This is a genomic window from Rhodococcus sp. DN22, assembly GCF_036669995.1.
In the GTDB taxonomy this organism is placed as follows: domain Bacteria; phylum Actinomycetota; class Actinomycetes; order Mycobacteriales; family Mycobacteriaceae; genus Rhodococcus_F; species Rhodococcus_F erythropolis.
This window is the reverse complement of the sequence record NZ_CP133326.1, coordinates 5,757,955-5,779,071: the sequence shown is the minus strand read 5'-3', so window position 1 is coordinate 5,779,071 and position 21,117 is coordinate 5,757,955. Positions and strand designations below refer to the sequence as shown.

Genomic DNA, 21,117 nt, shown 5'->3' with positions numbered 1-21,117 from the left:
TCTGTGACTGCAGTTGCTAGATTATCCGAGGTTCGGGGGGAACGACGACGACAACACCAACAATCCCGGCCTTGGGGGAGTCATGTTTCGCGCGGGGAGATCGTTGGGGGTGTTCGGGGTAGTTGCTGCTCTGGCAGCTGCTGCCGTCACGGTGGTGGCTTCGCCGGCGATGGCTGCGCCGGGATGCGTCGGAGTCAGTGGCGTCGGTAGTAGCGGTGGTCCGGCCAATGCGGCACCGTGGCTCAACGGCAACACCGGAGGGTTGCCAGGTCTGTCCGGTCGTACTGCCGCGATCGAAAAGGTCACCGGGACATACAGTCCAAACAAGACCGTTGATCGCTTCAATGTCCTGGGTACCGACCTGGGCATCATGTGGGACAACGGTGCGGGGCAGATTCTGACCGCTTTCGGCGATACCACCGGGCTCAGTCGTAACCCCGGCTGCGACGGTTTGGTGGGCGAGTGGCGAAGCAATGTACTCTTCCGCAGCTCGGATCGGGTACTGGCCGACGGTATGCGCATCGACAGTGCGCCGATGGACGGCACAGGTCAGGCGCGTGAGATCATTTCCGGTCTGAAGATTCCGGGTGTCGAGGCCTCCAGCATCCCCACGAGCGGCATCACAGTGAACGGTGTGCAGTATCTGAGCTACATGTCGGTGCGTAACTGGGGCGAGGCCGGGCAGTGGAGCACGAACTACTCGCAGATTGCCACCTCCTTGGACAACGGCGAAACGTGGACCACTCGTCCGGAAACTCTGCGCCCCAACATCGGTGGGGTTCTTCCCGCGGGTGTCGCCCCCGTCGCCGGTAGCGAGAACTTCCAGATGAGCTCGATGGTGAAGGACGGCGGGTTCGTCTACAACTACGGAACCCCCGCGGGACGATCCGGCGAGGTTCGACTTTCTCGCGTGCCCGAGGGGGCGATCCTCGATCTTTCCGCCTACGAGTACTGGAACGGAAACGGCTGGATCCTTGCCGATCCCGCTGCGGCCGTACCCGTCATGGACGGCCGCATCGGGGAGATCTCAGTTCAGTACAACGAGTTCCTCGGCAAGTTCGTGGCGATGTACGCCGATGCGTTCAGTTCGATCGTGATGCGAACCGCTCCCAGTCCGGTCGGTCCGTGGACGGCACCGGAGACACTGGTCAATCTGGTCGAGGTTCCCGGTATCTACGCCGCATACATCCACCCGTGGTCCAGTGGTTCGGATCTGTACTTCCTTGCCACCACGTGGGCCGACTACAACGTCATGTTGATGCGTACGACGCTCGTTCGCTGATCCGGCTCACGCTTGCGTTTGCTGGAGGTACACGATCTCCTCGGTGATCGGCGCGTCGTCATCGGCGTCGGTCGGCGGTTCTTGTCGGCGGCGCCACCAGATGGTGAACAGGACGGCTCCGATCACCAAGGCAGCCAGAGCGATTACCGCCACCCAGAATTTCGGGCCGTAGTATCCGACAAGGACCATGCGCATGGCGTTGCGCGCCCACGTGAGTGGCATCAGAGCGTGCAGCCACTGCAGAACCGTCGGCATCTGTTCGATGGGGTATACCGCGCCGAAGGCGAAGATCTGAATCATCAAGGCGCCCAGAGCGATGAAGGTTCCGTTGACGGCACCGAACACAACGGTGAAGAGCCTGCCCGAGCTGACCGCGGCGGCACCCACCAGGATCATCACTGCGATCATCGCCAGAACACTAGGTGGTTCGACGTTTGCCACGGTCAGTGACACCACCGACAACACGAGCGCCGCGACCAAGGTGACCAGGGCGGGAATGCGGTAGCGGCGCAGCCCCTCACGTACCACGCTGGTGTGCGAGTTCAGTGAACGTCCGCGTCGTGGGCGGACGACGAACCACGTGAGAATTCCGCACAGGAACAGTGCCACCGAGATCACGGCAGGGACGGCTCCCGGCCCGAAACCGGCTGCGGGATAGTTGTTCCGCGCGTCGACGGCAACCGGGGAGGAGAGGAGATTGGCCGTGGTGGCGCGCTCGTCGTCCGTGAACTGCGGTACCTGGGCGGCACCGTCGGACAAACCGGTGGCGAGTTCCGCGCTGCCCGCGTCGAGCTCGCCGACGCCGGCCGATAGCTGCCCGAGACCGTCACGGAGCGCAATACTTCCAGTGTCCAACTGCCCCAGCCCGGTGGAGAGTTCCTGTGCACCGGTAGCGAGTTGGCCTGCACCGTCGGACAGTTGGCCCAGGCCGGTGTTGAGTTCACCTGCACCGGCCGCGGCGGCAAGGAGCCCACCACGGTAGTCGCTGCTCGGATCAGTGAGCTGCCGCGAGATTTCCCGCGCGCCGTCGCGAAGCTGACCGAGCTGACCGATCACGTCGTCGTCCGACGGTTGTGCAGTCAGGGAAGCCCGCAGTCCACCCAGGGCTTCGACGAGTCCGGCGGAGACCGGATCGGCCGAGTTTCGAAGCATCGACGTGAGGGCGTCGATCTGACCGACGACGGCGTCCGAGGACCCCGCGAGGTCGAGTACCGGGGTGGTGACCATGTCGACCACTTCGCTGATCTGTCGGGCGCCTGCGCCGAGTTCGTCGGTGCCCCCGACCAACTGGTTGAGTCCGCTGCTCAGCTCGCCCGAGCCTGCAGCAGCTTCGCGAGCTCCGGCAGCCAGCTCGCCGGCTCCGGCGGCCAGCTCCTTGCCGCCCTGATTTGCTTCGCCCATGCCGGTGGCGAGTTCCTTGCTTCCAGCGTAGAGCTCGTTGGTTCCGGCAAGCGCTTCGGAGGATCCATCGGACAGCTGTTGCGCTCCTGCTGCTGCTTCACCGAATCCTGTTCCGAGTTCACCCAACCCGACCAGCACCTGGTCGATGGACTGCTCGCCGATCGACTCGGAGACCGCCGAGCGCACCTGAGCGATGATGCTTTCACCGACCGGGCCGGCGACCAGACTGTTGTAGTCGTTGTACAAGACGTCGAGTTCGGCCTTGCGGCCCGAACCCGATGCGGCACTGGCCACATCCGCGCTGAAAGTTTTCGGAATGACGACCGAGAAGTAATAGGTGCCGTCGTTGACGCCGTCGGCGGCTTCCTGTTCCGAGACGACCTTCCATGCAACGTCTCCGCTCTCGACGAGCGCGGCAACAACTTCATCGCCGGCTTGCAGACGTGTTCCGTCGAGTTCTGTGCCCGCATCGGCGTTGACGATGGCGACGGGCAAGCGGTTGACCGTGTCGCCCGGATCCCACAGTGCCCACATGTAGAACGCCGCAATCGACAGCGGTGCGATGACGAGGACAGCGAGAACTGTCCGGATGATGTGCGTGCGTCGCGTCGTGGCCGCGTTGTCGACTACGGGTTGTGGCGCCATGTGGAGCTCTCTTCTCGTGGACCGAAGCAGGTGTGGCACGAAAGGGAGCCACCAAAACTGCTGGACATACGTCCAGCTCGGTCACGATACAAAGCAAACGGCCATCCTGTGACCGTTTTCGAAGAATTGGGCGTTATCGGCCGCCGTGCTCTGCCTCGATCTTTGCCCACTCCCACCCTCGGAAGTTGGCCAGACGAAGCTCCTCTGCTTCGTCGAAGGTGTACCACTCGGTGCTCGGCGCATCAGGGAGAGTGCCGCGCAAGTATTCGCCCAGGTAGTGAAGTGGGCCTTCCCAGCCGGTTCCGACGCCGTAGCAGCCGGTGTCCGGGTCGTTACGGAAGACATCGGCGACGGAGGCGTGCTCCAACTCGAGCCAGGTGGCGTCGGGGCCGTCGGCAGTCAGCCGGATCTCGACCTGATCGCTGTATCCACGATCGCCGGGCGGTGTCCACTGCAGTCGCAGCAGGTGTGGGGCGTCGCAGGCCAGGATCTCGCCACTTGCCTGGCCTTCGAAGGCGTACGAGCCGCCCACCTGGAAGTTTCCGCTCACCGGGAGGAAGAAGCGGTTGATGCGGTCAGGGGTCGTGATGGCGTCCCAGACGTCGTCGACCGACGCGTTGTAGCGGCGCTTGAGTACGGCAGTTCGAGCCGAACCTTCTGCGATGTCGCGGTTACCCATGCTCCGCTCCACCGCGGTGAGGCTGGTGTCCTGGTTCGCGATCTCGGTCATTGTGAGTCTCCTTCGTCGGAAGAATTCGATTGTGAAGATCTGCTCCGCTTCGAGCCGCGTCGTTTCCCGCGTGCGAGTTCTGTGGCCAATGCGTCGAGAGGGCCGCTCCAGAACTGCCGGAATCCGTCGAGCCATTGGTCCACTTCTTGCAATGGCGCGGGCTCGACGGCATAGAGACGCCTGGTGCCTTCACTGCGGACGGTGGCGAATCCGTTTTCTCGGAGTACTCGCAGGTGTCCGGACGCGGTCGGTTGCGAGATTCCGAACTCCGCTGCCACGACTTCGGCGATCTGACCCGCCGAGCGCTCGCCGCCGGACAGGAGTTCCATGATTCGTCGCCGCACTGGGTCTCCGAGAACGTCGAATGCATGCACCAGTCATTTATATCGGCAATGACCAATATAGGCAAGCGCCGAAACTTGTACCCGGACTCGGTCAGTCCGAGAGCGCGAACTCGTCGGCGTCGAAAAGTTCGCCGATCAGCCCGCCGAGATGGCGTCGATGTTCGGCTGACAGCGTCGCTGCCGACTCGGCATCGTGGTCTGCGCACAGCTTGATCAGCCTGTTGTGATGATCGACGGAGTCCTGGCTCCCGAGGAGGCTCGAGAACTTGCGGTAGTAGATGCGGTGAATTTGTGGGTGCACTTGGTGGATCAGCTTCTTCAACAGCGGATTCGCCGCAGCATCGATGATGACGCTGTGTAGGCGATCGTCAGCGGTCAGGGCTCGGCCTATGTCGTTTCGCTTGACGGCGGCAGCGAAGTCCTTGTTGGCCGAACGCATCGCCCCGATCATCTCGTCGGTGAGATTCGGTACAGCGGTGACGACGGCCAGTTGGTCGAGAGCTTCGATGACTGCGAGTGTTGCCTCGACGTCGCCGCGGTCGAGGGTGGTGATGCGCGTGTACGCACCGGGTTTCGCTTCCACGAGTCCGGTGTCGACAAGCCTTGCGAGCGCTTCGCGGACCGGAGTTCTGCTCAGTCCCAGATACTCGGCGAGTTCGCTGTCCTTGATCTTCGAGCCCGGCGCCAGTTCACCGGTGACGATCGCTTCGCGAATGCGTTCGAGAGCGATGTCGCTCATTCGTGCTCGCTCAACCGGTTTACCGCCACGCAACATACTGGATATCGTACTCTGCAGCCTCCCCGCTGCAGGTCAGCCCGAAACGACCATCGAAGGGTGTCTCCGGGCATCTGCAACCCGCCGGAGCAGAGCGCGGGCGAGAATTGTTGCCGGATCGATGATCTGACAGGTTGTGGCGTCGGCGGGCAGTCCGAGCGGAATCTCGGTGCATCCGGCCACGACGACCTGCGCGCCCGATTCGACGAGAAGATCAGCGGCCCTGACGAGCTTGTCGGTGGTCTCGTCTTCGACGTTGCCGCTCTTGATTGCTCGGATCGCCGGCATCACCAGTTCGTCCTGGATCGCAGGTCCGGGCACCAGGACGTCGATCGAGTATTCCGACAGCCATTGTTGATACAACCCGGTGCGGACCGTCCCCGTGGTGGCCAATAGTCCGACGGATGTGACGGCGGGTGAGAGCGTCCGGATGTGCCGAGTGACTTCGTCGATCATGTGGACGACGGGAAGTCCCAGTTGGGACGAGATGGCGGGCAGGAAGGCGTGGGCGGTATTGCATGGGATGGCGAGCGTCGTCGCGCCCGACTCTCGGAGAACGCGCGCACCGCGGATCAGCCAGGGGGTGGGGTCAGGGCCGTTCTCGGTGAGTGCCAATGTCCGGTCGGGAACGGTGGGATCGGCCCAGATGACAACTTTGGGGTGCTCCTGATCCGTCGAACCTGGTGTCAGCGCAACGAGTTTGGAGTAGAAGTCGGCAGTAGCGGCGGGCCCCATGCCTCCGAGTATTCCGATGACGGGGTCGCTCATGGACGCCGGAGAGCTGGCGCTCTGCCGTATTCGTGGCACCTTCATGTTGCAATCCAACCTTTCGCATCCAATATATTGGATACTCGTAATGTTGACTACAGTGAAGGAGGTCGGAGGTAGTTGTCAAGTAAGGCGCAGTGTTCCCGGAATTGCGAAGTTCGAGAACTCAGCCGATCAGCAGGGGTTCGGTTCGCCGATCTTCACGGCCGAGAGCACGGCTTCGATTTCCCCGAAAGGACTTCCGGCAGAGGGTGTCTGATCGACGACAATCCAGTTGGAATCGACCAGTTGGCGTCGACCCGCGCCGGTTGCGTCAGCACTTCTGGAGAAGAAGACTCCGGCCGACTGAATGGTGTCCTGTGCGTCTTGAAGATTCATGCACACGACGTTGGGCATGACCGCGGGAGCTGCAGCGGGCGTCACTTCCGCGGCGACTGGGGTCGTGGCCAGTGGAGAATTCGTCGTACCGATCACCGAGGTGGTCAATGGAGCCTGAGTCGTCGTGGGTTGAGTTGTCGAGGTTGCAGTGGTGGTCGCGGTGGATGTTGATTCGGCCTCGCTGTCGGTGCTTGTTCCTGAGCACGCGGCAAGTGACGCCAAGGCGAATGCGCTGAGTCCGATGCGAACGGCAGTTGAGGGCGGGCGAATCGATGTCGAAAAGAGGTGTGGTGCGCGCACAGACGTTCCTTGTCGGTAAAGGGGCGATGAAAGCGGAGATTCGAGCGCAGAGCACATCCGACGCCGTCGATGTGCCTTATGTCGAATAGAACCATAGGCTTTCGGCACCGGATTCGAGAGGAATTGCCTACATGCATTTTCTGGAACTACGACACGCGCAGTGTGAACCCCCAGCGGCGTATTCGCCTGTCCTGGAGAGCTACGGAGACGTGCAGACTGTTCTTCTGGGCACCGACCCGCTTCCGGCACATCGACGGTTCGACGCCGTGATCGTGATGGGCGGGCCGATGGGCGTCGGCGATCAGGGCGAGGTCGAGTGGTTGGCATCCGAGATCGAATACATTCGCGATCTGGTCGAGAGCGACGTCCCGGTGTGGGGAGTGTGTCTGGGTTCGCAGTTGCTCGCCGCGGCGCTGGGTGCTCGCGTCTACACGGGCGCTGTGCCTGAAGTCGGAGTTGAGGAGATCACCTTGACTGTCGAGGGCCGGCAAGATCCCGTGTGGGGAGATCTGCCCTCCACATTTCCTGCAATGCAATGGCATTCGGATACCTTCGACATTCCGAACGGCGCGGTGCGGCTCGCTGGTTCAGCCAAGTATCCGAATCAACTCTTCCGATACAAGCAGAGTTACGCCGTTCAGTTTCACCTCGAAGCGTCCTCCGCGGTGGCGCGCGAGTGGATGGAACTGGCCGAGTACCGCGATTCGCTGCATGCTTCGCTGGGAGCGGACGGTCCGCGCATCTTCATGCAGCAGTTGAGTGCAGCCGAGTCGCAGGGACTCGAGATTGCCGCAGCCGTGATGGAGAAATGGTTGAAATCCATCTCCACCGAATAAGCCCGTTTTGTCCTGATTGACCGATTTACCTGTTACCTTGTGTTCTCGTGGGTGGATGAACCGATCCGGTCGAGCAACACACCTCGTAGAGTCCGGATCTCCCCCGCGAAAGGGGAGCGATGCGCCGGATGCGGAAGATATCGACAGCAGCAGTGACGTGTGTACTCGCGTCGACCGCGGTCTTGGGGGCGACCCAGGCCAATGCATCCCCGTGGGATTGCAATGTCACCGGGAGCTTGGATCAATCAGGTGGGCCGACCAATCCGATTCCCTGGCTCAACGGCACGGATGGCAAACTGCCGGAATTGCAAGGCCGCACCTCGGCGGTCGAGTACATCACGGGCGCGCTGAGCCCCAACCAAACCGTCGAGCGGTTCAACGTTCTCGGCACGGATCTGGGCATCATGTGGGACAACGGCGCAGGTCAGGTCCTGACAGCTTTCGGTGACACCGTCGGTATCGGATCTGACCCTCTGTGCTCCGGGGTGGTCGGCGACTGGCGCAGCAACGTCCTGTTCCGTAGCTCGGACGGAAATCTGTCCGACGGCATGAACATCGACTCCTCACCGACCGACCGACCGAATCACTCGCGCGAGATCATCGGAAGTCTGAAAGTCACCGGCGTCGAAACCAGCAGCATTCCGACGACGGGTATCTCCGTGGGCGGCGTTCAGTACGTCAACTACATGTCGATACGTTCGTGGGGAGGGTCGGGCGAGTGGGTCACCAACTTCTCGCAGATCGCGTCCTCGCACGACAACGGTGAGACCTGGCAGATCGAACCGGCCTCGTCCCGGCCCTATCTGCCGTTGACAGGTAACGACAACTTCCAGATGGGGTCCTTCGTCAAAGACGGTGGTTACGTCTACAACTTCGGCACCCCCGCCGGACGCTTTGGCGAGGGGCGTCTCTCGCGAGTCAAGGAAGCCTCCATCGCGGACGTCGCGGCGTACGAATACTGGGACGGAAAGGCATGGGTCCCCAACAATCCTGCTGCCGCTGCAGTAGTTCTCGACGGGGATGTCAGCGAACTGTCGGTGCAGTACAACAACTATCTCGGAAAGTTCGTCGCGATGTACTCCAACGAGTGGGGAGCGCTGGTGCTGCGGACGGCCTCGGACCTGACCGGCCCGTGGAGCGCACCGGACGTCGTGATCGGCACCGACGAGGTTCCGGGACTCTACGGCGCGTACATGCACCCCTGGTCGCAGGGGCAGGACCTCTACTTTCTCGCCACCACGTGGTCCGACTACAACGTGATGCTCATGAAGACCACGCTGCACCAGTGAACCGGATGGTTATCGTTGAACGGTGAGCACCACCGACAATGCGCTACTGATCACCGCCCTTCGAGACGTGTTGGTGGGACCACTTCCCGAAATCGGCCGACGATTTTCGACGCTGATCGCGGACATGGCGCCGCACACCTCTCTGGTGATCTTCACCCGTGAGTGCACCGGTAGGCCGCGCAAGGTTGCCGGGGATCCAGCTGTCGTCGATCGTGTGACCATCGCCGAACTCGACCGTATCCGCACGGATCTCACTGTCGGACAGATATTTCGGGGAAAATGCGCTATCGCCGGCCGGGACCGTGAAGTGCTCGCGATGCTCGATCGAACAGACACCCTACTCGTGCTGACGCCGCACCCCGGACCGGTGAAGGCGGCATCCCTCGAATTGATCCAGGCACTGTTCGCGGTGACTGCAACCGGAATTCAGCTCCAGGTGCGGAACGCGAGTCCGGCATATCTCGCCGAGTCGCGGGCAGCGTCGTCCGAGCGTGCACGCACCGTGGCAGAGATGACGGAGGTGCATGCGGCCACCCTCGAGACGATGCTGGCGACGCTGCGCTCGGCGGATCTCGACGACACGCGTGCTCGAACCTCGGCCAGGGAGACTGCAGCTTCGGCCCTGATCGGCCTGCGTTCGGCCGTCGACGTGCACCGCGAGTTGGCCGAGGAGTCGACCACCACCGCTTTTGCGCGGATGCGTGGGGAATTGCGTTCGCTGCTCAAGCATCGGGAAATCGCGTTGGAGTTGGTGGAGCCACCCGTCGACGGGCGTGGGTTACCCGGTGAAGTGGCGCACGGCGCCCGCGCGGTCGTCCGCGGCGCGGTCTTGGCCTTGTCGGATCAGCAGACGCTCTCGCGAATCCGGGTGGCCTGGACCCTCGACGCGGCTTCGCTCTCGATCGACATCCGCGACGACGGTGGTGGTGAAGCCGATGTGATCGACGTGGAACGCCAATTACGTTCGAGGGTAGAGACTTTGGGCGGAACCGTCGAATCCGAGTCGACGCCCGGGTGGGGGAACCGGATCAGCACAACCATCCCGCTCGACGCCCCAGTCGCGCTGCCGAACCGCGACGTACTCACCGAACTGGCACCGCGGGAGTTCGAGGTACTCGAGCATCTGGTGGCCGGACGGCGCAACAAGGCAATCTCGGAGCGACTCGGCGTCAGTGAGAGCACAGTCAAGTTTCATGTTGCCGGGGTCCTGCGGAAATTGAGCGTCGAGAGTCGGGGTGCGGCGGCCGCCGCGGGCGCGGAGGCCGGCGTGAAGCCTGCACCCTAGTCCTTTCGGCCAGGTCGGTCAGTCAGTTCGACCAGGGTTGCGGGCACCTGCTTCGGGCTAACCTTTCAACGAGTGCACATATCGCAATGTGAAAACACGGCGCCATGTGACGACACGTCCTCAATCGCACGAAGCCAGGAGCAAAGCCATGCCACAGCAGGTACGCGGCGTCATCGCCCGATCCAAGAGTGCCCCCGTCGAAATCGTCCCCATCACGATTCCCGATCCCGGCGCCAACGAGGTAGTGGTCGCCATTGCAGCGTGCGGTGTGTGCCACACCGACCTGACCTACCGCGACGGCGGAATCAACGACGAGTACCCGTTCCTGCTCGGGCACGAGGCGTCGGGCATCGTCGAGAGCGTCGGCCCCGGTGTCACTCACGTCGAGGTGGGCGACTTCGTCGTCCTCAACTGGCGTGCCGTATGCGGGCAGTGTCGTGCGTGTAAGCGTGGCCGCCCGCAGTACTGCTTCGACACGTTCAACGCCGAGCAGAAGATGACGCTCGAAGACGGCACCGAACTGACGCCGGCACTCGGCATCGGCGCATTCGCAGACAAGACGCTGGTTCACGAAGGCCAGTGCACCAAGGTCGACGCCTCGGCCGATCCGGCTGTCGTCGGACTGCTCGGTTGCGGCGTCATGGCCGGCATGGGTGCCGCGATGAACACCGGCAACGTCGGACGCGGTGATTCGGTGGCTGTGATCGGGTGTGGCGGCGTCGGCGACGCAGCGATCATGGGTTCACGCCTGGCCGGTGCCAATACCATCATCGCCATCGACCGGGATCCACGAAAGCTGGAGTGGGCCACGGAACTTGGTGCCACGCACACGATCAATGCGACCGAGGTCGACGACGTCGTCGAAGCAGTCCAGGAGCTGACCGGAGGTTTCGGCGCCGACGTGGTTGTCGACGCAGTCGGCCGTCCCGAGACCTGGAAGCAGGCGTTCTACGCCCGCGACCTCGCGGGAACCGTAGTGCTGGTGGGAGTTCCGACGCCGGACATGAAGCTGGAAATGCCTCTGGTGGACTTCTTCTCGCGCGGCGGAGCCCTCAAGTCGTCGTGGTACGGCGACTGCCTGCCCGAGCGTGACTTCCCCGTTCTGGTCGACCTGTACCAGCAGGGGCGTCTGCCGCTCGAGAAGTTCGTCAGCGAGCGCATCAAGCTCGACGAGGTCGAGAAGGCCTTCGAGACGATGCACCGCGGCGAGGTCCTTCGTTCGGTGGTGGTCCTGTGACATTGCGTGTCGATCGCGTCGTCACCTCGGGCACGTTCAGCCTCGACGGCGGAACATGGGACGTCGACAACAACATCTGGCTGATCGGTGACGACAACGAAGTGGTGATCGTCGACGCAGCGCACACCGCGCGGCCGATCATCGACGCTGTCGGTGGACGCAAGGTGATCGGAATCGTCTGCACCCACGGTCACAACGATCACGTCACGGTTGCGCCGGAGCTGGCCGAGAAGCTCGACGCTCCGATCTACCTGAACCCGGCCGACGATGTCCTCTGGGAGATGACTCACCCCGGGGTGAAGCATCTGAGCTTGGAAGATGATCAGCGTATTGCTGTGGCGGGTACGGACATTCTGGCCATCCACACACCGGGCCATTCCCCGGGGTCGACCTGCCTCTACCTGCCCGAGGCGGGGGAACTGTTCAGCGGCGACACCTTGTTCTCCGGTGGACCCGGCGCAACGGGGCGGTCGTACTCCGACTTCCCGACCATCATCGGGTCCATTCGCGACAAGCTGTTCGCGCTCCCCGCCGAGACCAAGGTTCACACCGGTCACGGCGACGGCACGACGATCGGTACCGAGGCGCCGCATCTCGAAGAATGGATCCGCGCCGGATCCTGATGTGATCAGAAGCGAAGTGGGGACGCCGGTACCGGCGTCCCCACTTTTGTCACAACGCTGATGCCCAACCGGCGGTGTCGTTCTCACCCGGGATCGCCATCAGGCCGTGCCACAGTTCGAGGATCTCGAACCATTCTGTCTCGGATCGGCTGAGGGGACGGACGGATTCGTAGCCGGCGCGCAGGCTCTGCCGTACCGCGATCGGTGTCGGTCGCCAATCGGTGAACAGGGTGCCCAGATAGACGCTTGCCTTGGCCAGGTCGCTCACCCGGTGGTCGATCACCACGTCGTCGAAGTCGAGTACTCCGGTGGTCCGAGAGTTTCGAGTCAAGATGTTGGCTGCACGGAAGTCGTTGTGTACCAGTTGTGTTTGGTCATCGAGCTCGGACGCACGCGCCAGGAGGCCCACGAGCCTACGCGTTGCCTCAGGCGCGAACCCGCGGTCGAAATTCGCGAGCCAACCACCGATGCGCTCCTTCAACCCGGTGCTGCGCGACGAGAAAACCGATCCGTCGACATGGGTGGCGCCGAGCGTTCGGTGTATTTCTGCCAGACATGCTCCTGCCGAACGGACCGCCGCGCGGTCTTGCACGTCCAACCAATCTCCCGCCAACTCCGGCAGTACGGTGAATGACACTGCGCACGAAGGCCCTTCCAGTGTTTCCCGGTCCAACAGTGTTTCCCGGTCCAATCCGTTCAGGGACGTGATTGGTGACGGAACGGGCACGCCCTGCGCGGCGAGTGCGCTCAGCAGGCGCGTCGACGCCTCCAGGTTCGCGAAGCGCTCTGTGTCGCGCGACCACTTCACCACCAGCCCACCTCGGTCGCTCGCAACCCACACAATCGCGTTCTGGTCACTGATCGCCATTCGCGAGCACTCGAGGGCCGTCAATCCCCAAGTCTGCTCGAGTACCGCCGAGACCCAATGGGTGGCTGCGCCGAAGCTGTTGAATCCGAATCGCTGCTTCAGAGCGGCTTCCGACTCCACCGATTCCCAGAGCATGGACAACCCGAGTGGCAACATGCTGTTCGACTCTAGTGGGGAGAAGTTCGAATCGAGGTGCCGATCTCGGAAGCACTCGAAGACGCCTTGGCGACAGCTGCAGTTCAGCCGCCTTGACTCAGTTCGCTGAAGATCAGGTTGGTCTGGGTATTGGCGATGGCCGGATCGTTGAGGTGCGCGCTGACGAAATCGCGAAGCCGAGTGGGGGATTCACACGACACGTGTACCAGGAGATCACGGTCCCCACTCATCAGGAACACTCGCTGAACGGAATCCAATCCGCTCAGGTGCTCGGCAATTTCCGTCATCCGGCTCCTGGCGTGGGAGTGAATCAGAATCGACACCATCGCCGAGATCTCGAGGCCGAGTAGCTCGAGGTCTATGTCTGCGTGAAACCCCTTGATGACGCCCGATTCGCGTAGCGCACGCATCCGCGCCAGAGCGGTCGACGGCGCTATCCCGACCTTCTCGGCGAGTGCGTTGTTGGGGATGCGTGCATCCCGGACGAGTTCGCGGAGAATCGCTGTATCGACGTCGTCGAGCCGAACATGATTCGGCCGAGCTGCGGCAGCTGCCCGTTCGATCGCATTTATCATCCGATTTCTCCCTGCCGTCGCGAAAATATTCAGCATCTATTGACCGCGCCCGTCGATGATCCTAGCTTTTGCCAAACACATCGAATTATCAAACGGTCGAGATCGACACAGTCGACTGTTGCGACGAAGGGGTCTGGATGTTTCCGAGGATCGGCCGCCACACGGGCGACGGACACACGGGCGACTGGAGGGCGCGGTTGATCGACATCAGCCCGCCGATCTCCGAATCGACGCCCGTGTGGCCAGGCGATACCGCCTTCACCCGCGCTGTCACGTCCGACCTCGGCGGCAGTGACGCCGTCACCATCAACCGAATCACCACCACTCCGCATATCGGTGCTCACGCCGATGCGCCGGCGCACACTCGCATCGACGGCGCGACCATTGGTTCCGTTCCCCTCGAGCCCTATCTCGGCGAAGCACTGGTGGTCGACATGACGGGGGTCGACGGTGCCGCCTGCATCAGGCCCGTCGAAGAGACGGTGGAGCGACTCGGCGGACATCTGCCGCAGCGGCTGATTCTGAGGACGTACCCGAAGTACCCGCGCGAGTGGGACAACGACTTCGCCGGTGTATCTCCGGAGCTGACCCACTGGTTCGCCGACCGCGGTGGAGTTCTGATCGGAATCGACGGCGCCTCGTTCGATCCGATGGACAGCAAGACCATGGACGGGCACCACGCGGCAAGCGATCGTAGCGTCGCGATCCTCGAAGGACTTTGCCTCGACGACGTCGACGAAGGCTACTACGAGTTGATCGCACTGCCGCTGAAGTTCCTCGACCTCGATGCCAGCCCGGTACGCGCCGTGCTCCGGACTCTGCCTTCATCACCCTCAACGCCGACACATGCAGGAGAAGAATCGTCATGACATCGACAACCACACTTTCGTTGGAAGACTGCGTCAAGGCCGACGCAGTGGATCCCCTGAGGGAGTTCCGCCGCGAGTTCGCGATTCCGGAGGGCGTTCTCTACTTCGACGGAAACTCGCTCGGCGCGCGTCCCATTGCCGCGCAGGAATGCGCCGCGAGAGTGATCGGCGACGAGTGGGGCAACGGCTTGGTTCGCAGTTGGAACGAGGCTGGATGGTTCGACCTCCCGGTCCGCCTCGGTGACAAACTTGCCCCGTTGCTGGGAGCAGGTGAAGGCGAAGTGGTAGTAACGGATTCGACGTCGATCAACCTGTTCAAGGCATTGGCCTCCGCGCTGTCCATCGCGGCTGCTCAGGATCCCAGCCGGAAGGTGATCGTCTCCGAGCGCGACAATTTCCCCACTGACCTCTACATTGCGGAGGGCATCATCTCGCTGCTCGATCAGGGATACGAACTACGCCTGATCGACCAACCGGGCGACCTCACCGAAGCAGTAGGACCGGACACCGCCGTAGTGATGTTGTCGCACGTCAACTACCGCACCGGAAACCTGTATGCGATGACGGAAGTCACTGCAGCAGTGCAGGAACGTGGCGCCCTCATGATCTGGGATCTCGCACACTCGGCCGGCGCCGTCACTGTCGATCTGAGCGGTGCCGACGCCGACTTCGCGGTGGGGTGTACGTACAAGTACCTCAACGGTGGTCCGGGTTCACCTGCATTCATCTGGGTCAACCGTCGCCATCAGAACACCGGAATCCAGCCGCTGTCCGGGTGGTGGGGGCACGCGCGACCATTTGCGATGGAGTCGGCCTACGAACCCGGCGCAGGAATACGACGGTTTCTGAGTGGTACTCAACCCATCACGTCGTTGTCACTCGTCGAGTGTGGTCTCGACGTCATGCTCAAAGCTGACATGGCCGACATCCGCAGCAAGTCGCTCGCGCTGGCCGATCTCTTCATCAGCCTCGTCGAGGAGCGTTGCGCTGATTACGGTTTGCAGTTGATCACGCCGCGCGAACACGAGAGTCGTGGATCGCACGTGAGTTTTGTTCATCCCGAGGGCTATTCCATCATGAAGGCTCTCATCGCGCGGGGCGTCATCGGCGACTACCGCGAACCAGGAGTGCTGAGGTTCGGTATCACTCCGCTCTATCTCGGATACGCCGACGTGTGGAACGCCGTCGACGTGTTGCGAGACATCCTCGAGAACAAGTCCTGGGATCGCCCCGAATTCCGCGAGCGCGACGCAGTCACCTGATTCTTCCAAGTTTCCGCGGACCGGGAGGTACCGCCTTTCGCAAGGAGCTTTCATGAGTGATTTCAAAAACATTCAGCAGCGAGAATCAGGTCTCAAACGCGAACTCGGCCCCAAGCAGATGAGCATGATCGCGCTCGGCGGTGCAATCGGCACCGGACTCTTCCTCGGCAGTAAGTTCGCCATCGGATTTGCCGGCCCGAGCGTCATCATCAGTTACGCGATCGGCGGGTTGATCGCCCTCCTGCTGATGGGTGCCCTCGCCGAAATGACTGTTGCACATGCGACATCAGGTTCGTTCGGTGCGTACGCAGAGTTCTACGTCGGACCGTTGATCGGCTTCCTCGTTCGCTATCTCTACTGGTCGTGCATCGTCCTCGCGGTCGGTACCGAGGTCACCGCAATCGGTGAATATATGCAGTTCTGGTTCGCCGACGTACCGTCATGGCTGTGGATCGTGTTGTTCTCCGGAGTGCTGATCGGCGTGAACATGTTCAACGTCAAGGCCTTCGGAACGATGGAGTACTGGTTCTCGACGATCAAGGTCTTCGCGATCGTGGCGTTCATCGTGATGGCAGCGTACGTAGTGTTCGGTAGCGGGAACCCGGACTACGGATTTCACAACTACACGGCCGGTGGCGGATTCTTCCCGAATGGTTTGTCCGGCATGTGGTTTGCCGTGATCGTATCGATCTTCAGCTACTTGAGCATCGAGATGATCGCCATTGCAGCCGGTGAGGCGGAAAACCCCGCGGTGGCGGTGAAGAAGGCGTTCCGTGTGACGATCGTCCGACTGTTCGTCTTCTACATCGCAACGCTTGCCCTGATTCTGGCAATCGCTCCGATGGACAAGATATTGAGTGGCGGAAGCCCTTTCGTCACGGTGATGCAGGTTGTGAAGATTCCGGGCGCAGACAGTGTGCTGAACTTCGTGGTGATCATCGCCGCGCTGTCCGCGATGAACAGTCAGCTGTACGTGTCTTCGCGAATGATGTTCTCGCTCTCCCGTGCTGGTGACGCGCCGGCCATTCTCGGCAAGGTCAGGGCCAACGGCTCACCGGTCAATGCCTTGCTGCTGTCGACGTCGGGTATCGCCGTCGCAACCATCGTCTACGTGCTCTTTCCCGAGCAGGCATTCACCTTGATGATCTCGCTGTCGATGTTCGGGGCGATGGCGACGTGGCTGCTGATCTTCGTGACGCACTGGTTCTTTCGCAAGCGGATGGCAAGCGAAGGACGAACCCTCTCGTTCACGATTCCGTTCTTCCCGGTGGGGACGATACTGGGTGGTGTCCTCATGGTCGCGATCCTCGTCACGACATTGTGGGTCGAGGATTTCAAGATGACGCTGGTGTTCGGAGTTCCGTTTGTTGTGGCCGTGATCGGCATCTACTACTTCACTCGATCGCGTCGCGCGCAGAGTCTGGCAATGGATGCCGACCAGATTCAGGACGAGATCACCGGCACGGTGGTCAAGCGGGTGCCCTGACACACGCTGGCAATCACAGGGTTTCGTTGAAGAACTCCATAGTGCGGGTCCACGCGATGGCAGCAGAGTTCGGGGCGTAGTGGCTGGCCGAAGTGTCGTTGTTGAACGCGTGGCCGGCGTCGGCATAGCGGTACACCCGGGCGAGATCGGACGCGGTTGCGCGCAATTGCTCGACGCTCTCCGGCGGGATACTGGGATCGAGGTCGCCGTAGTGACCGAGCCACGGGACCTGCAGTTGCGCTGCAAGTTCGGTGCCTGCGGCAATCCCATCCCATCGGGCTTCTGCAACGCCGCTACCGTAGTACGTGACAGCGGAATCGACGAGGGGTACGGCGGCACACCACAGGGATGCGGTGCCGCCCATGCAGAATCCGAGGGAGCCGACTTTGTCTGCTCCCTCGGATCGGCTGTAGTCGACGGCGGCACGTACGTCGTGGCCGATGCTTGTGCCGTCGAGTGCCATGAGCGCATCCTTCGCGGACGGGAAGTCGGTGAAGGAGGTCTGTGCGCCGCGGTGGTAGAGATGCGGGGCGACGGCAAGGTAGCCGGCATCGGCGAGACGCTCGAGGATGCTCTCGATGTGCTTGTTCACGCCCCACGCTTCTTGGAGAACCACCACCGCATGCTTCGGTTCTCCTGGCGAATCCGGTCGGCTGACGGTCAGCGGCACGTCGTGTGTGGTCGTCGTGAAAGTTCCCATATCCAGACTGTAGGCGAGCCCAGACTGTAGACGGACCGTCGAACTAGACTCGTCAAATGTTGAGTTCCGCCGTTCCGCCGATCAGCCTGGGCAGTTGGCCGACGCCCGTCGAACCTGTGGCGCGTTGCGCGCAGGCACTCGGATTGGGGCCGGAAGATCTGTGGATCAAACGTGACGACGTCACCGGCCTGGGCGGTGGCGGCAACAAGATCCGAAAGCTGCAGTACACCTGCGCTCAGGCTTTGGCCGTCGGCGCGACGACTCTGATCACTACCGGTGCACCGCAAAGCAATCACGCTCGCTTGACTGCGTCGGCAGCAGCCCGTTTGGGATTGCGTTGTGTGCTGGTGCTCGGTGGTGCCGAGCCGGAATCCGCGCAGGGAAATCTCGTTCTGGATGCACTCGCAGGCGCTGAGATCGTCTGGGCCGGTGGGGACACGGCATCCGCGCTCGACGCCGCGGCGCAGGCCGTCGCTGACTCGGGCGGAGTTCCTTTTGTCATTCCCTTCGGTGGTACCAGCGCGGTGGCTGCGCAGGGATATGTGGACTGCGCACGCGAGATCGAGCAGCAACTCTCCGGCGTCGATCGCGTCGTGGTTGCTCTCGGATCGGGCGGAACGATGGCTGGACTTGTCGCGCATCTGGGCGTCGACAGAGTTGTGGGCGTTGATGTCGGGGCTGTTGCCGATCCAGTGTCGACTGTCGCTGGGTTGTTGGACGAGATGCCTGGTCCGGCTATGCGAGCCGCAGATCTTCAGATCCTGCGAAACCAAGTTGGACAAGGATATTCGACGCTCACGGAAGCATCAGCCGGCGCGATTCGATTATTGGCTCGTACGGAGGGCATCTTCCTCGACCCGACGTACACCGGCCGAGCCTTTGCGGGATTGATCCAACTCGTGAAGGACGAAGCCATCACGGCGGGATCAAAAACGGTCTTCCTGCACACCGGTGGGTTGCCTGGCCTGTTCGGACATCCCGAACTGTCGACGCTGCGGTGAGCGAGCAGATCGACTACCCGCTCAGCAGTCCGCTCGACGAACTGTCCGAGTGGCAACGCGTCGTTCGACCGCTGCGCGTCAGTGCCGACGGGTACTTGCGGTTGGCGACCAATCGGCTGGCCGTCGATTCCGACTACACGTGGGAGATGCACCGCCACAGCGATCACGAATTGCTGTGGGCGATCGACGGTGTTCTCGAGGTCCGTACTCCGGAGACTGTGTACACGGTGCCGAGCGGGGTCAGTCTGTGGATCCCGTCCTATGTTCCCCACGAGGTGACGGCGCGTAGCGGCACAGAATTGTCGTGCACGTGGTTGGTGGCATCCGATGTGACCGGGTTGGATCGTGTGGTGGCCTTGTCCACCCCTCCGCTGCTCGAACAAGTACTCGATCACCTCACCCGAGACGACTTGACCGACGCGGCTCGTCGACGAGCCGAGGCGTTTGCCATCGACCTCGTCGAACCCGTTCCGCGACTGATTTTCGATGTGCCGCTGCCGACGACGCCGTGGCTTCGGCAGATCGCAGATCAGTTGGTTGCCAGCCCGGCCGACACCCGATCGGTCGAGGAGTGGGCCACCGACGCGAAGGTCAGTACGAGGACTCTCACACGACGGTTTCCGGCCGAGACCGGATTGACCTTCTCGGAATGGCGTATGCGACTGCGGGCTCATCATGCGATGCAACTTCTGGCACTCGGTCGAAGCATCTCGTTTGTGGCGCGGAAGACGGGTTTTCGTTCCGAAAGCGCGTTCGGTGCGGCTTTTCGTCGAACGATGGGCGTGACGCCGGGGGAGTTTGCAAGCCTGATCGATCATCCGCGCGCGCCAATGACCGATTGGCTACAGGACTAGTCCGAACAGCGACTCAAAGCATCTCGATCGGACTTGTGCCGTGCCGCAGAATGAACTTAGGGTTGGCTAAACAATCACCCTGTAGGAGTTCTGCGTGCGCGCAATTCGATCATTTTCTTTCGGTTCCAGAGTCATTGCAGCGGCGGCGGTTGCCGTCGTAGGTGCGATGGTGGTGACCGGCTGTTCCTCGTCGTCGGCCGACTCCGAGCAGACGGACGTCCGGACCGTCGCGTCGGCGTACGGGGACATCGAGGTTCCGGTTTCACCGGAGCGCGTCGTCGCCGCGTCGTACGACACTCCTTGGCAGCTCATGTCCCTCGGAGTGAAACCGGCTGCTGTGCAGGACTACGGCAAGTGGATCAGTGAATTCACGCCGGAGCAGCAGGCCTTCGTCGACGGGCTCCCGACCATCGGGCCTTTCGGGGAAATGAACTTCGAAGCGATCGCTGCGGCGGATCCCGACATCATTGTCGGCGACGCCGACGAGGTGGACCAAGCGGCGTTCGACCGTCTGTCCGGCATTGCACCCACCGTCATCGTCAAGGGAGAGAGCCGAGGCGACTGGAAGAAGATCACCACCGAGCTTGCTGAGGCAATTGGCAAGACCGACGTGCTCGAGTCGACGCGGACTGCTTACGAAGAGAATCTCGAACGTGTCCGTGGCGAGTACGCCGACGTGATCGCGACCAACAAGTGGATTCACATTTCACTCGGAGACGCGCCCGGCGCTTTCTCGGTTCAGCAGCCCACCGGTGCGATCGGCAATTTGGTGGTCAACGAACTCGGATTGGCGTACGGGCCCGGTGTTCCGACCAATTACACCGATGCCGGATACGCGTCCTATCCGATGGAGCAGTTGGCCGACATCCTGAACGGCGTGACGGTCGTGCTGTATCCGCTGAACGCGGACGGGTCGACCAGTGCGGCGGTTCAGGCGGTCCTCGACGACAACCTCTTCACGAGGCTGCCGGCGGCGCAGGCCGGGCACGTCTTCGGATTGCAGTCGAGCGTCACAGACTTCGTGACCGCGAACGGTTGGCTGAACGAAGTGAAAACGAAGGTGTTTGCAACGCTCTGACGCTTGCTCACCTTTTCACTGCGTGCCCGCAACTGACCAGTTGAGGGCGCGCAGTCTTTTTGGTCGCCACTACGAGCGGAAATCCTGTCCTCTGCTTATGATTTCTGTCACTGCCGGTTACCGTTACTTCGACGAGGGCGACGCGGTTCGACCTTGCCTTGGCAGGGATCATCGATCCTCGGCGACGTGCGGAGGTGGTCGCCATCCCCGCAGATCCGTGGGGTATTTTGTCCGTATCTACTGTCGGGGTGAGCAGTGATGTGCGGGGGAGTTTCTGGTGAGTACAAGCGCTCGTGCCGTCTTTCGAGCAGGGCGCTCTGGATTTCGGGACCATACCCGTCCGGGCATTAGTTCTGGTTTGCTGAGCGTGAACGG

The 21,117-nt window shown here is 62.1% G+C and carries 21 protein-coding genes; 12 read left to right on the top strand and 9 right to left on the bottom strand.

Translation table 11 applies throughout. From position 1 onward, the window contains the following. The first annotated feature begins 82 nt into the window (after window positions 1-82). Window positions 83-1,282: a DUF4185 domain-containing protein gene (locus tag RA302_RS26670; protein WP_030536033.1), complete on the top strand. Its 1,200-nt coding sequence runs from the start codon at window positions 83-85 to the stop codon at window positions 1,280-1,282. A gap of 6 nt (window positions 1,283-1,288) precedes the next feature. Here the strand turns inward: RA302_RS26670 and RA302_RS26665 are convergent, their stop codons facing one another. From RA302_RS26665 to RA302_RS26640, 6 genes are all read right to left on the bottom strand, one after another. Next, a complete protein-coding gene (locus RA302_RS26665; protein WP_030536032.1) occupies window positions 1,289-3,328 on the bottom strand; it encodes a YhgE/Pip domain-containing protein in 2,040 nt (679 codons plus the stop codon). A 133-nt stretch (window positions 3,329-3,461) separates the two neighbouring features. Next, window positions 3,462-4,058 (bottom strand): SRPBCC domain-containing protein, encoded by a 597-nt coding sequence (locus tag RA302_RS26660; protein ID WP_003942993.1) that lies wholly within the window; start codon window positions 4,056-4,058, stop codon window positions 3,462-3,464. Further along, window positions 4,055-4,432 carry a metalloregulator ArsR/SmtB family transcription factor gene (locus RA302_RS26655; RefSeq protein ID WP_003942971.1) on the bottom strand — a complete coding sequence of 126 codons (378 nt, stop codon included), beginning with the start codon at window positions 4,430-4,432 and terminating at the stop codon, window positions 4,055-4,057. The genes RA302_RS26660 and RA302_RS26655 overlap by 4 nt, the downstream gene beginning before the upstream one ends. A gap of 61 nt (window positions 4,433-4,493) precedes the next feature. After that, on the bottom strand, window positions 4,494-5,177 hold the full coding sequence (locus tag RA302_RS26650; RefSeq protein WP_030536031.1) for a GntR family transcriptional regulator: 684 nt from the start codon (window positions 5,175-5,177) through the stop codon (window positions 4,494-4,496). 36 nt (window positions 5,178-5,213) lie between these two features. Beyond that, window positions 5,214-5,990, bottom strand: a complete 777-nt coding sequence (locus tag RA302_RS26645; protein ID WP_230587515.1) for an amino acid racemase — start codon at window positions 5,988-5,990, stop codon at window positions 5,214-5,216. Window positions 5,991-6,119: 129 nt separating this feature from the next. After that, the gene (locus RA302_RS26640; RefSeq protein WP_030536029.1) at window positions 6,120-6,623 is read right to left on the bottom strand and encodes a PASTA domain-containing protein; all 504 of its coding nucleotides are present in this window, start codon (window positions 6,621-6,623) and stop codon (window positions 6,120-6,122) included. A 131-nt stretch (window positions 6,624-6,754) separates the two neighbouring features. Between RA302_RS26640 and RA302_RS26635 the strand changes: the two genes are divergently transcribed. From RA302_RS26635 to RA302_RS26615, 5 genes are all read left to right on the top strand, one after another. After that, on the top strand, window positions 6,755-7,459 hold the full coding sequence (locus RA302_RS26635; protein ID WP_030536028.1) for a type 1 glutamine amidotransferase: 705 nt from the start codon (window positions 6,755-6,757) through the stop codon (window positions 7,457-7,459). Between the two features lie 119 nt (window positions 7,460-7,578). Further along, window positions 7,579-8,748 (top strand): DUF4185 domain-containing protein, encoded by a 1,170-nt coding sequence (locus RA302_RS26630; RefSeq protein WP_030536027.1) that lies wholly within the window; start codon window positions 7,579-7,581, stop codon window positions 8,746-8,748. 22 nt (window positions 8,749-8,770) lie between these two features. Next, the gene (locus RA302_RS26625; protein ID WP_030536026.1) at window positions 8,771-10,033 is read left to right on the top strand and encodes a LuxR C-terminal-related transcriptional regulator; all 1,263 of its coding nucleotides are present in this window, start codon (window positions 8,771-8,773) and stop codon (window positions 10,031-10,033) included. A gap of 148 nt (window positions 10,034-10,181) precedes the next feature. Next, window positions 10,182-11,270, top strand: coding sequence for an S-(hydroxymethyl)mycothiol dehydrogenase (locus tag RA302_RS26620; protein ID WP_030536025.1), 1,089 nt, complete (start codon window positions 10,182-10,184; stop codon window positions 11,268-11,270). After that, window positions 11,267-11,893, top strand: coding sequence for an MBL fold metallo-hydrolase (locus RA302_RS26615; RefSeq protein ID WP_030536024.1), 627 nt, complete (start codon window positions 11,267-11,269; stop codon window positions 11,891-11,893). Before RA302_RS26620 ends, RA302_RS26615 begins: the two co-directional genes overlap by 4 nt. A gap of 49 nt (window positions 11,894-11,942) precedes the next feature. Here RA302_RS26615 and RA302_RS26610 read toward each other — a convergent pair whose 3' ends face one another. After that, entirely contained in the window at window positions 11,943-12,917 is a 975-nt protein-coding gene (locus RA302_RS26610; RefSeq protein WP_030536023.1) for a phosphotransferase, read from the bottom strand. A gap of 83 nt (window positions 12,918-13,000) precedes the next feature. After that, window positions 13,001-13,492, bottom strand: coding sequence for an Lrp/AsnC family transcriptional regulator (locus RA302_RS26605; protein ID WP_007730865.1), 492 nt, complete (start codon window positions 13,490-13,492; stop codon window positions 13,001-13,003). 137 nt (window positions 13,493-13,629) lie between these two features. On the opposite strand from RA302_RS26605, the gene kynB reads away from it, so the two are divergent. The 3 genes from kynB to RA302_RS26590 are packed head-to-tail and all read left to right on the top strand — an operon-like array spanning window position 13,630 to window position 17,109. Further along, window positions 13,630-14,361, top strand: a complete 732-nt coding sequence (gene kynB, locus RA302_RS26600) for an arylformamidase (RefSeq protein ID WP_030536022.1) — start codon at window positions 13,630-13,632, stop codon at window positions 14,359-14,361. Beyond that, window positions 14,358-15,623: a kynureninase gene (kynU, locus tag RA302_RS26595; RefSeq protein ID WP_030536021.1), complete on the top strand. Its 1,266-nt coding sequence runs from the start codon at window positions 14,358-14,360 to the stop codon at window positions 15,621-15,623. Before kynB ends, kynU begins: the two co-directional genes overlap by 4 nt. A 52-nt stretch (window positions 15,624-15,675) precedes the next feature. Then, entirely contained in the window at window positions 15,676-17,109 is a 1,434-nt protein-coding gene (locus tag RA302_RS26590; RefSeq protein ID WP_030536020.1) for an amino acid permease, read from the top strand. 13 nt (window positions 17,110-17,122) lie between these two features. Here the strand turns inward: RA302_RS26590 and RA302_RS26585 are convergent, their stop codons facing one another. After that, window positions 17,123-17,809: a dienelactone hydrolase family protein gene (locus RA302_RS26585; RefSeq protein WP_030536019.1), complete on the bottom strand. Its 687-nt coding sequence runs from the start codon at window positions 17,807-17,809 to the stop codon at window positions 17,123-17,125. A 56-nt stretch (window positions 17,810-17,865) separates the two neighbouring features. Between RA302_RS26585 and RA302_RS26580 the strand changes: the two genes are divergently transcribed. The 3 genes from RA302_RS26580 to RA302_RS26570 all read left to right on the top strand — a co-directional run bounded on the left by RA302_RS26580 (window position 17,866) and on the right by RA302_RS26570 (window position 20,742). Further along, complete coding sequence (locus RA302_RS26580) at window positions 17,866-18,810, top strand: D-cysteine desulfhydrase family protein (protein ID WP_030536018.1); 945 nt, start codon at window positions 17,866-17,868, stop codon at window positions 18,808-18,810. Further along, on the top strand, window positions 18,807-19,664 hold the full coding sequence (locus tag RA302_RS26575; RefSeq protein ID WP_030536017.1) for an AraC family transcriptional regulator: 858 nt from the start codon (window positions 18,807-18,809) through the stop codon (window positions 19,662-19,664). The genes RA302_RS26580 and RA302_RS26575 overlap by 4 nt, the downstream gene beginning before the upstream one ends. Before the next feature lie 94 nt (window positions 19,665-19,758). After that, window positions 19,759-20,742, top strand: coding sequence for an ABC transporter substrate-binding protein (locus tag RA302_RS26570; RefSeq protein ID WP_030536016.1), 984 nt, complete (start codon window positions 19,759-19,761; stop codon window positions 20,740-20,742). The last annotated feature ends 375 nt before the right edge of the window (window positions 20,743-21,117 follow it).